Here is a 13154-nt window from a genome sequence, read left to right as displayed (position 1 = left end):
CCCTGGTCGCGCGGCTGGCCCGCGCGCCGCTCCCGCGACCGCCGGAACGCTCGCGGCTGGCGGGCGGGACCGTGCTGGTGACCGGCGCGACCGGCGGGCTCGGCGGGCTCGTCGCCGAGCACCTGGTCCGGGCGCACGGGGTCGCGGAACTGGTCCTGCTGTCCCGGTCCGGTGTCCCCGCCGAGCGGGTCGCGGAGCTGTCCGCGCTCGGGGCCCGGGTGCGCGCGGCGGCGGTGGACGTGGCCGACCGCGCCGCCCTCGCCGAGATCGTCGGACCGGTGGCGGAACGGCTGACCGGGGTCGTCCACGCGGCCGGGGTCGTCGCCGACGGGATTCTGTCCTCCCTCGGGCCGCGGCAGTGGAACGCCGCCCTGCGGCCGAAGGTGGACGGCGCCTGGAACCTGCACGAGCTGACCCGCGACCTCGACCTGGCCGCGTTCGTGCTGTACTCGTCGGCGTCCGCGACGTTCGGCAGCCCCGGGCAGGGCAACTACGCGGCGGGCAACGCCTTCCTCGACGCCCTGGCCCGGCACCGGAGGGACGCGGGACTGCCCGCCGTCTCCCTGGCGTGGGGGCTGTGGGAGGAGGCGGCCGGCATGGGCGGCCGTCTCACCGCCGCCGACCTGGCGAGGATGGCCCGCTCCGGGACGCGTCCGCTCACCGCCGGCCAGGGGCTGGCGCTGTTCGACGCCGTGCTGGAGAGCGACCGCCCGGCGCTGGTACCGATCCGGCTGGACCTGGCCGCCGTCCGCGCGGGCGAGGACGTCCCGCCGCTGCTGCGCGCCCTGGTCCCCGAGCGGACCCGGCGGGCGGAGGCCGCCGCGCCCGCCGCCGCGGATCCGGCGGCGGCGGCCGACCTGCTCGACGTCGTCCGTGGGACGGCCGCGGCCGTGCTCGGGCACGCGGGCGCCGACGCGGTCGAACCGGGCCGCGCGTTCAAGGAGATCGGCCTCGACTCCCTCACGGCGGTGGAACTGCGCAACCGGCTCGCCGAGGCCACCGGGCTCAGGCTCCCCGCGACCGTGGTCTTCGACCACCCCACCCCGGCCCGACTCGCCGAGCACCTGCGGACCGAGATCTCCGGAGGCGTGCCCGCGGCGGCCGGGGCGCGGACCGCGGCGGCGCCCGCCACCGGGGAGGACGCCGTCGCGATCGTCGCGATGGCGTGCCGGTTCCCGGGCGACCTGGACACGCCGGAGGACCTGTGGCGGTTCGTGACCTCCGGCGGCGACGCGATCGGCGGCTTCCCGGCCGATCGCGGCTGGGACCTGGACGGCGTCTACGACCCCGACCCCGACGCGCCCGGCAGGACGTATGTCCGGGGCGGCGGGTTCCTGCGCGGCCTCGCGGACTTCGACGCGGACTTCTTCGGCATCAACCCGCGTGAGGCGCTGGCGATGGATCCGCAGCAGCGGCTGCTGCTGGAGGTGTCGTGGGAGGCGCTGGAGCGGGCGGGCGTCGACCCCGCGTCGCTGCGCGGAACGCCCACCGGCGTCTTCGTCGGGACGCACGGCCAGGACTACGGGACGAACGGCGCCGGGGCGGCGGACGAGGGCTACCTCGTCACCGGCAACGCCGCGAGCGTCCTGACCGGACGGGTCTCCTACAGCCTCGGGCTGGAGGGGCCCGCCGTCACCGTCGACACGGCGTGCTCGTCGTCGCTGGTGGCGTTGCATCTGGCGGCGCAGTCGCTGCGTTCGGGCGAGTCGTCGCTCGCGCTGGCGGGCGGCGTGTCGGTCATGTCCACGCTGGAGGGCGTGATCGGTTTCAGCCGGCAGCGCGGCCTGGCCGCAGACGGCCGCTGCAAGGCGTTCGCGGACGCCGCCGACGGGTTCGGCATGTCGGAGGGCGTGGGCGTTCTGGTGCTGGAGCGGTTGTCGGACGCGCGCCGCAATGGTCATGAGGTGCTGGCGGTGGTGCGGGGTTCGGCGGTGAACCAGGACGGGGCGTCCAACGGCCTGACCGCGCCGAACGGTCCGTCGCAGGAGCGCGTGATCCGTGAGGCGTTGGCGAATGCGGGTCTGTCGGGTGCGGACGTGGACGCGGTGGAGGGACATGGGACGGGCACCCGACTAGGTGACCCGATCGAGGCTCAGGCGTTGCAGGCGACCTACGGGCAGAACCGCTCGGACGACCGGCCTTTGTGGCTGGGGTCGGTGAAGTCGAACATCGGCCACACCCAGGCCGCCGCCGGAGCCGCCGGTGTCATCAAGATGGTCCAGGCGCTGAGGACGGGGCTGCTGCCCAGGACCCTGCACGTCGACTCCCCGTCGTCCCAGGTGGACTGGTCGGACGGCGCCGTGAGCCTGCTGACCGAGGAGCGCGGCTGGCCCGAGGTGGACCGGCCCCGGCGGGTGGGCGTGTCGTCGTTCGGCGTGAGCGGCACCAACGCCCACGTCATCATCGAACAGGCACCGGACGAACCCGCCGAGAGCCCTGCCACGGGCGAGGAACCCCAGGTGACGGCCTGGCAGGTCTCCGCGCGCGGCCCGGAGGCGCTGCGGGCGCAGGCGGAGCGGCTCGGGTCGTTCGCCGCGGAGCGCACGGACCTGACGGCAGCCGAGATCGGGCACGCCCTCGCCACCACCCGTGCCGCGCTGGACCACCGGGCCGTCGTGATCGCCGCCGATCGCGACGAGGCGGCGGCGGCTCTGGGGGCGCTGGCCCACGGCGAGCCGGATCCCGCCCTGGTCACGGGAACCGCGAACGTCATCGGAAAGTCAGTCTTCGTCTTCCCTGGTCAGGGTGCGCAGTGGGTGGGGATGGGCGTGCGGCTGGCGGAGGAGTCGGTGGTGTTCGCCGAGGCGCTGGCGGAGGTGGAGGCGGCTTTGAAGCCGCATGTGGACTGGTCTTTGGCGGAGGCGTTGCGTGGTCCGCTGGATCGGGTGGATGTGGTGCAGCCGGTGTCGTTCGCGGTGATGGTGGGGCTCGCGCGGCTGTGGGAGTCGTTCGGCATCCGCCCTGATGCGGTGGTCGGTCATTCGCAGGGTGAGATCGCGGCCGCTCATGTTGCGGGGGCGTTGTCGTTGGAGGACGCGGCGCGTGTGGTGGCGTTGCGCAGCCAGGCGATTGCCCGGGGTTTGGCGGGTCGTGGCGGGATGGTGTCGGTGGCGTTGCCGGTGGAGGAGGTCACGGCGCGGCTGACCGAGGGTTTGGAGATCGCCGCCGTCAACGGCCCGGCCTCGGTGGTGGTGGCGGGCGAACCCGGCGCTCTCGACGACCTGGTGTCGGCCTTCGAGGCCGAGGGCGTACGGGTTCGTCGTGTCCCGGTCGATTACGCCTCGCATACCTCGCATGTGGAGTCGATCGAAGGCGAGTTGGCGACCCTTCTGGAGGGGTTGTCTCCGCAGGAGTCGCGGATACCGTTCTTCTCCACGGTCGAGGGGCAGTGGCTCGACACGTCCTCCCTGGATGGCGGTTACTGGTATCGCAACCTGCGGCGGCAGGTCCGTTTCGCCGATGCCGCCCAGGCGTTGAGCGACGCGGGATTCCGGGCGTTCATCGAGGTCAGTGCCCACCCCGTCCTGGCGTCGAGCGTGGAGGAGATCCTCGACGACCGCACGGCCGCGGTGGTGGGCTCCCTGCGCCGCGACGATGGAGACCTGCGTCGCTTCCTGCTCTCGCTCGGCGAGCTTCACGCACGCGGCGTGCCCGTCGACTGGACGCCGCTCCACCCGGCGGGCGGCGCCAGGCGGGTGCACCTCCCGACGTACGCGTTCCAGCGCCGCCGCTTCTGGATCGAGCCCTCCGAACCGCTCCTGGACACGATCACGTTCGATCCGGAGACCGGGGGAGTGCTGGCCGGAGGGCGCCTGTCGTCCCGGAGCCGTCCCTGGCTCGCCGACCACGCCGTGGCCGGCCGGGTCCTGCTTCCGGGCGCGGTCTTCACCGAGCTGGTGCTGCGGGCCGCCGGAGAGGCCGGGGCCGCGGCCGTGGACGAGCTGGTCGTCGAAACGCCGCTGGAACTGCCCGAGCGGGGCGCCGTGCGGATCTCCGTGGCGGTCGGGGCGGCCGACGGCTCCGGGCGGCGGCCGGTGACCGTCCACTCGCGTCCCGAACCGGACGGACCGTGGACGAGGCACGTCACCGGCACGGTGTCGGAGGACGCGCCCGCCCCCGCACCGGCCGTGGTGCCGTGGCCGCCCGCAGGAGCCGAGCCGGTCTCGATCGACTCCTTCTATGGCGACCTGGCCGCACGCGGATACGAGTACGGGCCCGCGTTCCGAGGCGTGCGCGCCGCGTGGGCGCGTCCGGACGAGGTGTTCGCCGAAGTGGAGCTGCCCGAGGGTCTGGATACGGACGGGTTCGGACTGCATCCGGCCCTGCTGGACGCCGCGCTGCAGACCGCGAACCTCGGCGCGGCACCGCGCTCCGCGGACGGGGCCACGCTCCTTCCGTTCGCCTGGACCGACGTCGTGCCCTACGCCTCCGGCGCGACCGCGCTGCGCGTGCACGCCCGCCGGGTGGGGGACGACGCGGTGACCTTCACGCTCACCGACCGGTCCGGGCGGCCCGTCGCCGGGATCGGAGCGCTGAGCCTCCGGCCGGCCGCCAGCGCCGGCTCCGATGCCCTCCACCGGATCGACTGGACCCCCGTGCGGGCCGCGCCGGACGCCGGACCGGTCGCGCCGGGTGACGTCCTCGATCTCACCGAGGTCCCGGTGGGTCCGCCGCCCGAGGCGGCCCGCGCGCTGGTCCGGCGGGCCTTGCGCCGGTTCGCCGACGCGCCCCCCAGGGTCGTCCTCACCGGTACCGGCCCGGCCGGTGCCGCCGTGCGGGGCCTCGTTCACACCGCGCAGCTGGAGCACCCCGAGCCGATCACGCTCGTGGAGGCCGACGACCCGGACGCGGCGCGGGCCCTGCTGCCCGCGGCGGTGGCCTCGGGCGAGCCGCGGCTCGCGGTCCGCTCGGGCGGGCTGCTGGCTCCCCGGCTGACGCGGGCGCGGGTCACGGGAGAGGGGACCGCCCTCGACCCGGACGGCACCGTGCTGATCACCGGCGGGACCGGGACGCTGGGCGGCCTGGTCGCGCGGCACCTGGTGGACGCGCACGGCGTCCGCGAGCTGCTGCTCGCCGGGCGCCGGGGTCCGGCGGCACCGGGCGCCGGCGAACTCGCGGACGAACTGCGCGCCGCGGGTGCCCGCGTCCGCGTCGTCGCCGCCGACGTCTCCGATCGGGCCGCACTGGCGGATGTCCTGGCGTCGATCCCGGCCGGGCATCCGCTGACCGCCGTCGTCCACGCGGCCGGTGTCCTGGACGACGGCGTGCTCTCGACGCTGACGCCCGAGAAGGTGGACGCGGTGTTCGGGCCCAAGGCGGACGCGGCGTGGCACCTTCACGAGCTGACCCGAGACCTGGATCTTGCGGCGTTCGTGCTGTTCTCCTCTGGTGCGGGAGTCTTCGGCAACGCGGGGCAGGGCAACTACGCGGCTGCCAACGGCTTCCTCGACGGGCTGGCCCGCCTGCGCCGCGAGGAGGGACTCCCTGCCGTGTCCCTCGCCTGGGGCCTCTGGGAGGAAGCGAGCGGACTCACCGGCCATCTCGGCGAGGAGGGACGCGAAAGGCTCGCCCACGGACTCCAGGTCGCGCTGTCATCGGCGGAGGCTCTCTCGCTGCTGGACCTGGCGCTGCGCACGGCCGGTGATGCGGACGGCGACGCGGTGCTGGTGCCCACCCGGCTCGACTACGCGGCCCTCCGCCGCCGCGCGGACGAGGGGACGCTCCCCGCGCTGCTGCGCGGCCTCGTCCGGGCGGCACCGCGCGCGGCCGCCGTCGTGGCGGAGACCGCGACCGGGACACTGGCCGAGCGCCTGGCCGGGCTGCCCGAGGACGACCGGCGGCGGGAACTGGTCGACCTGGTGCGCGTCACGGCCTCGGACGTGCTCGGCCGCGCCGCGGGCGAGGCCCTGCGCGCCGACCAGGCGTTCAAGGACGGCGGGTTCGACTCGCTGACCGCGGTGCGGATGCGCAACCGGCTCACCGAGCTGACGGGCGTGCGGCTCCCGGCGACCGCCGTCTTCGACCACCCCAGCCCGGCCGCGCTCGCCGGGCACCTGGCCGCCGAACTCGGCGCCGGGCCGCGCGAGACCGTCCCGGCCGTCCTGCTCGACCTGGAACGGCTGGAGGGCGCGCTCGGCGAACCCCCGCGCGACGGGGCGCTGCGCGAGCGGATCATCGCGCGGCTGGACGCGCTGACCGCCCGCCTCGCCGGGCCCGGCGAGCCCGGACCCGACCTGGAGTCCGCCAGTGACGACCAGCTCTTCGAGCTCATCGACCACGAACTCGGACAGGCGTGAAGGAAGAGCACATGGCGAACGACGAGAAGCTGCGCGACTACCTGCGGCGGGTGCTCGCGGACCTGCGGCGGACCCGGCACCGGCTGCACGAGGCCGAGGCGCGCCGGACCGAGCCGATCGCGATCGTGGGCATGGCCTGCCGGCTGCCGGGCGGGATCTCCTCGCCCGAGGACCTGTGGCGGCTGGTGGCCGGCGGCCGTGACGCGATCGGCGCCTTCCCCGGCGACCGCGGGTGGAACCTCGACGACCTGTACGATCCCGACCCCGAACGCGCCGGCCGGACCTACGCCACGGGCGGCGGCTTCCTCGCCGACCCGGGCGGGTTCGATGACGCGCTGTTCGGCGTCTCGCCGCGCGAGGCGCTCGCGATCGACCCGCAGCAGCGGCTGCTGCTGGAGGTGTCGTGGGAGGCGCTCGAACGCGCGGGCGTCCCCCCGACCTCGCTGAAGGGGGAGCGCGTCGGCGTCTTCTCCGGCCTGATGTTCCACGACTACCGGGACAATCTCGGCAGCCTGCCCGAGGGCCTCGAAGGCTACTTCGGCATCGGCAACTCCGGGAGCGTCGCCTCCGGCCGCGTGTCCTACACCTTCGGGCTGGAGGGCCCGGCGGTGACGGTGGACACGGCGTGCTCGTCGTCGCTGGTGGCGTTGCATCTGGCGGCGCAGTCGCTGCGTTCGGGCGAGTCGTCGCTGGCGCTGGCCGGGGGAGTGGCCGTGATGGCGACCCCTGAGGTCTTCGTCGACTTCTCCCGCCAGCGCGGCCTGGCCGCCGACGGCCGCTGCAAGGCATACGCGGACGCCGCCGACGGCACCGGCCTCGCCGAGGGCGTCGGGATCCTGGTGCTGGAGCGGTTGTCGGACGCGCGCCGCAATGGTCATGAGGTGCTGGCGGTGGTGCGGGGTTCGGCGGTGAACCAGGACGGGGCGTCAAACGGCCTGACCGCGCCGAACGGTCCGTCGCAGGAGCGCGTGATCCGTGAGGCGTTGGCGAATGCGGGTCTGTCGGGTGCGGACGTGGACGCGGTCGAGGGCCATGGGACGGGCACCCGTTTGGGCGACCCGATCGAGGCCCAGGCGTTGCTGGCGACGTACGGGCAAGGCCGCGCTGAGGATCGTCCCCTGTGGCTGGGGTCGGTGAAGTCGAACATCGGGCACACCCAGGCGGCGGCGGGCGTGGCCGGTGTGATCAAGATGGTGCAGGCGCTCCGGAACGGCGTGCTGCCCCGGACGCTGCACGTCGACGCGCCGACCTCCCAGGTCGACTGGTCCTCGGGCGGCGTACGGCTGCTGACCGAGGAGCGCGGCTGGCCCGAGGTGGACCGGCCCCGGCGGGTGGGCGTGTCGTCGTTCGGTGTGAGCGGCACCAACGCCCACGTCATCATCGAACAGGCCGTCCCAGAGCCCAGGGAAGAGGATCCGGAGGAGCCCGTACCGGACGCCGTGCCCTGGCTGCTCTCGGCCCGCACGGCGGACGGGCTGCGCGCGCAGGCGGAGCGGCTCGCGTCGTTCGCCGCCGAGCGCGCGGACCTGACGGCGGCCGAGATCGGGCACGCCCTCGCCACCGGCCGCGCCCATCTGGACCACCGGGCCGTCGTGGTGGCCGGTGATCGCGACGAGGCGCTCGCGGGCCTGGCGGAGATCGAGCCGGCCGGACCGGCGGAGGTCGAGGGCAAGACCGCCTTCGTGTTCCCTGGTCAGGGTGCGCAGTGGGTGGGGATGGGTGTGCGGCTGGCGGAGGAGTCGGTGGTGTTCGCCGAGGCGCTGGCGGAGGTGGAGGCGGCTTTGAAGCCGCATGTGGACTGGTCCCTGGCAGAGGCGCTGCGCGGCCCGCTGGACCGGGTGGACGTGGTGCAGCCGGTGTCGTTCGCGGTGATGGTGGGGCTCGCGCGGCTGTGGGAGTCGTTCGGCATCCGCCCTGATGCGGTGGTCGGTCATTCGCAGGGCGAGATCGCCGCCGCGTGCGTGGCGGGGGCGTTGTCGTTGGAGGACGCGGCGCGTGTGGTGGCGTTGCGCAGCCAGGCGATCGCGCGTGGGCTTGCGGGTCGTGGCGGGATGGTGTCGGTGGCGCTGCCGGTGGAGAAGGTGGCCGCGCGGCTGACCGACGGGTTGGAGATCGCCGCCGTCAACGGCCCGGCGTCCGTGGTGGTGGCGGGCGAACCCCGCGCTCTCGACGACCTGGTGTCGGACTTCGAGGCCGAGGGCGTACGGGTTCGTCGTGTCCCGGTCGATTACGCCTCGCATACCTCGCATGTGGAGTCGATCGAGGACGAGTTGGCGACTTTGCTGGAGGGGTTGTCTCCGCAGGAGTCGCGGATACCGTTCTTCTCCACGGTCGAGGGGCAGTGGCTCGACACGTCCGCTCTGGACGGTGGTTACTGGTATCGCAATCTGCGGCGGCAGGTCCGTTTCGCCGATGCCGCCCAGGCGTTGAGCGACGCTGGGTTCCGGGCGTTCATCGAGGTCAGTGCCCACCCCGTCCTGACACCGGCCATCGAGGAGATCGTCGCCGGTCCCTCGGCCGCCGTGGGCACCCTGCGCCGCGACGACGGCGGCCTGGACCGTTTCCTCCGCTCGGCCGGGGACGCGCACGTCGCCGGGATCGGCGTCGACTGGAGCGACGCCTTCGGCCCCGCCCCGCTCCGCCGCGCGGACCTGCCCACCTACGCCTTCCAGCACCGGCGTTACTGGCTGGAGGGCGGGCGCGGATCCGGCGACCTCTCCGCCGCCGGGCTGGAGGACGCCGGGCATCCGCTGCTGGGCGCCGCCGTCCCGCTGCCGGACGGCGCGGTCTTCACCGGCCGCCTGTCCCTCCGGGAGCACGGCTGGCTCGCCGACCACGCCGTCGCGGGCTCGACCGTCCTGCCCGGCGCGGCCCTGGTGGAACTGGCCCTGCACGCGGGCGCCGAGACCGGCGACGGCACGCTGGACGAACTCGTCATCGAAACCCCGCTGACCGTGCCCGAGCGGGACGGAGCGCAGATCAGGGTCGTGGTCGACGACCTTGAGGTGAGCGTCCACTCCCGCCGGGGCGAGGGGCCCTGGGCCAGGAACGCCACCGGGCGCCTGTCGGCCGGACGGAGCGCCCCGGAACCGGTCCCGTGGCCGCCGCTGAACGCGGAGCCGATCCCCGTCGGCGACTTCTACGAGCGGATGGCCGCGGACGGCTACGGATACGGGCCCGCCTTCCGGGGGCTGCGCGCCGCCTGGCGGCTCCAGGACGAGATCTTCGCCGAGGTCGAGCCGCCCGAGGGGCTCGACGCGGGGGCCTTCGGACTGCATCCGGCCCTGCTGGACGCGGCGCTCCAGGCCACCAGCCTGCTCGGCGCGGACGTGCCGAGCGACGGCAGGATCCCGTTGCCGTTCGCCTGGAGAGGGGTCCGGCTGCACGCGGCCGGGGCGACGTCGCTGCGCGTGCGGGCGAGGTTCCGGGATGCTTCGTCCGGCTACGCGCTCACCATCGCCGACGGGAACGGCGCGCCCGTCGCCTCCATCGACTCCCTGATCCTGCGGCCGGTGGACCCGGACCGGCTCGCACCCGCCCACGACCTGCTCCACCGGGTCGGCCGTGTGCCGATCGAGCTTCCCGAACCCGGCACCGGCCCGCGGGCTCACGCGGCGGACGAGAACGTCCTCGACCTCACCGGCCGTGGCGGGCCGGACCCGGAGCGGGCCCGCGAGCTGGCCGGGGCCGTGATCGGATTCCTGCGCGAGCGGATCTCCGGCGACCGGCCGCTGGCCGTCCTCACCGGCGACGCGCCCGGCGACCTCGCCGCCGCGGCCGTCCGGGGCCTCGTGCGCTCGGTGCAGCGCGAGCACCCCGGCCGGGTCGTGCTGGTGGCGGCGGACCGGGCCGGGGACGCCCGCGCGTCGCTGCCGCGGGTCATCGCCTCCGGCGAACCCGAGGTCGAGTTGCGCGCCGGACACGCCCACGTCCCGCGGCTGGCCGGCGCCGGAGCGGGGTCCGAGGCCCGGAGGCGCCTGGACCCGGACGGCACGGTGCTGGTCACCGGCGGCACCGGAACGCTCGGGAGCCGGGTCGCGCGGCATCTGGTGGAGGCGCACGGCGTCCGCGAGCTCATCCTGACCGGCCGCCGCGGACCGGCCGCTCCCGGGGCAGCCGAACTGGCCGGGGACCTGCGCGCGGCCGGGGCGCGGGTGACCGTCGTGGCCGCCGACGCCGCGGACCGGGACACCCTGGCCAAGGTGCTCGCGGCGATTCCCGCCGAGCATCCGCTGACCGCCGTCGTCCACGCGGCCGGTGTCCTGGACGACGGGCTGCTGGAGGACTTGGACCGGGCACGGCTCGACGCGGTGTTCCGCCCCAAGGCGGACGCGGCGTGGCACCTGCACGAGCTGACCCGGGACTTGGATCTTGCGGCGTTCGTGCTGTTCTCCTCCGGTGCCGGGGTCTTCGGCAACGCGGGGCAGGGCAACTACGCGGCGGCCAACGGTTTCCTCGACGGGCTGGCCCGGCTGCGCCGCGACGAGGGACTCCCGGCCGTGTCCCTCGCCTGGGGCCTCTGGGAGGAAGCGAGCGGGATGACGGGGCACCTGGGCGAGGCCGGGCTGGGCAGGCTGGCCCGAGCGGGCCTCCTCGGGCTCTCCACCTCGGAAGGGCTGGCCCTGTTCGACGCCTCCCTCGCCGCGGAGGACGCGGTCGTCGTCCCGGCCAGGTTCGACTTCGCCGCGCTGCGCGGCCTCGCCGCAGACGAGGAACTGCCACCCGTGCTGCGCGGCCTGGTTCGGCCGCCCCGCGCGGCCTCGCCGCCGGCGTCCGGCGCGCCCGGCGGGTCGCTGGCCGAACGGCTCGCCGGGCTGACGGAGGCCGAGCGGGCGAACACGGCGCTGGACCTGGTCCGGCGGAACGCGGCCTCGGTCCTCGGGCACCGCGCCCCGGACGCCGTCGGCGCCGGACAGGCGTTCAAGGACCTCGGGTTCGACTCGCTCGCCGCGGTGGAGCTCCGCAACCGGCTGGCCAAGGCCGCCGGGGTGCGGCTGCCCGCCACGCTCGTCTTCGACCACCCGACGCCCGCCGACCTGGCCCGGCGGCTGCTGGAGGAGCTCCTGCCCCAACCCCCGGCCGGGACCGCCGAGCCCGCCGGGACCGGCGCGATCGCCGCGGCGATCGCCGAGATGGACGTCGACGACCTGGTGGAACGGGCTCTGGGAGGGAAACGATGACCGAGGACAGGATCGTCTCGGCGCTCCGCGCCGCGCTGGTCGACAACGAGCGGCTGCGGGAGGAGAACGAGCGGCTCCGGCGGTCCGCCGACGACCCCGTGGCCATCGTCGCGGCGGCGTGCCGCCTCACCGGCGGCGTCGCCTCGCCCGAGGACCTGTGGGACCTGGTGGCGGAGGGACGGGAGGGACTGTCCTCCTTCCCGGACGACCGGGGCTGGGACCTGGACGGCCTCTTCGACCCGGACCCCGCCAGGCCGGGCACCTCCTACGTCACGCGGGGCGGGTTCCTGCGCGGCGCCGGGGACTTCGACGCCGCGCTGTTCGGGATCTCGCCGCGCGAGGCGCTGGCCATGGACCCGCAGCAGCGGCTCATGCTGGAGGTCTCCTGGGAGGTGCTCGAACGCGCGGGCCTCGCGCCCACCTCGCTGCGCGGCGAACGCGTCGGCGTCTTCACCGGCGTCATGTACCACGACTACGCCACCGCCCTCGCGGAGGTGCCGGGTGACCTGGAGGGCTTCCTCGGCACCGGGACCTCCGGCAGCGTGGTGTCCGGCCGGGTGTCCTACACGTTCGGGCTGGAGGGGCCCGCCGTCACGATCGACACCGCCTGCTCGTCCTCCCTCGTGGCCGTCCACCTGGCGGCGCGGGCCCTGCGCGACGGCGAGTGCGCGCTCGCGCTCGCCGGCGGCGTCGCGGTCATGGCGCGGCCCGCGCCCTTCGTCGAGTTCTCCCGGCAGCGCGGCCTCGCCCCCGACGGCCGCTGCAAGGCGTTCGCCGACGGGGCCGACGGCACCGGCTGGGCCGAGGGCGCCGCCGTCCTGCTCCTGGAACGCCTGTCGGACGCCCGCCGCAACGGGCACCCCGTGCTGGCGCTGGTGCGCGGCAGCGCCGTCAACCAGGACGGCGCGTCCAACGGGCTCACCGCGCCGAACGGGCCGTCCCAGCAGCGCGTCATCCGCGCCGCGCTCGACTCGGCGGGGCTGACGCCGGCGGACGTGGACGCCGTCGAGGGGCACGGGACCGGGACCCCGCTGGGCGACCCGATCGAGGCCCAGGCGCTGCTGGCGACCTACGGGCGGGACCGCCCGGCGGACCGCCCGCTGTGGCTGGGCTCGCTCAAGTCCAACATCGGCCACGCGCAGGCCGCCGCCGGGGCCGCCGGGATCATCAAGATCGTCGAGGCGCTCCGGCACGGCGTGCTGCCCGCCACGCTCCACGCCGACGTGCCGTCCACCCAGGTCGACTGGGACTCCGGCGCCGTCCGGCTGCTGACCGGGCGGCGGGACTGGCCGGACGCGGGCCGGCCCCGCCGGGCCGGGGTCTCCTCGTTCGGGGTCAGCGGCACCAACGCCCACGTGATCATCGAGGAGGCGCCGCGCCCGTCCGGAGACCCGGAGGAGTCTCCCGCCGAGGCGGCGTCGGTGGCGGCGGCGGTAACGCCGTAGAGCATATGGTGCGTGAACGCATCGAAGGCGTTGAATTCTTTGCGGTCAACACCGATGCACAGGCACTGCGTAAGACGGCCGTTGGCCAGACCATTCAGATCGGCGGTGGCATTACCAAAGGTCTGGGCGCTGGCGCTAACCCGGAAGTTGGCCGTAATGCGGCAGAAGAAGATCGTGAAGCCCTGCGCGCCGCACTGGATGGTGCAGACATGGTCTTCATCGCAGCGGGCATG

2 protein-coding genes and 2 pseudogenes are annotated in these 13154 nt (G+C 75.0%); all 4 read left to right on the top strand.

What is annotated here, in order from left to right:
- The first annotated feature begins 77 nt into the window (after positions 1-77).
- The gene (locus E1291_RS32025; protein WP_207401049.1) at positions 78-6296 is read left to right on the top strand and encodes a type I polyketide synthase; all 6219 of its coding nucleotides are present in this window, start codon (positions 78-80) and stop codon (positions 6294-6296) included.
- Positions 6297-6307: 11 nt separating this feature from the next.
- Positions 6308-11476, top strand: a complete 5169-nt coding sequence (locus E1291_RS32020) for a type I polyketide synthase (protein WP_131741818.1) — start codon at positions 6308-6310, stop codon at positions 11474-11476.
- Positions 11473-12894: pseudogene (locus E1291_RS32015) on the top strand (type I polyketide synthase); the annotation flags it as partial. The gene E1291_RS32020 and the pseudogene E1291_RS32015, both read left to right, overlap by 4 nt.
- A 35-nt stretch (positions 12895-12929) precedes the next feature.
- Positions 12930-13154, top strand: a pseudogene (locus E1291_RS32010) (cell division protein FtsZ); the annotation flags it as partial.

This window comes from Actinomadura roseirufa (assembly GCF_900659635.1).
GTDB classification, from domain to species: Bacteria; Actinomycetota; Actinomycetes; order Streptosporangiales; family Streptosporangiaceae; genus Spirillospora; species Spirillospora roseirufa.
This window is presented reverse-complemented; position numbering and strand designations above follow the sequence as displayed.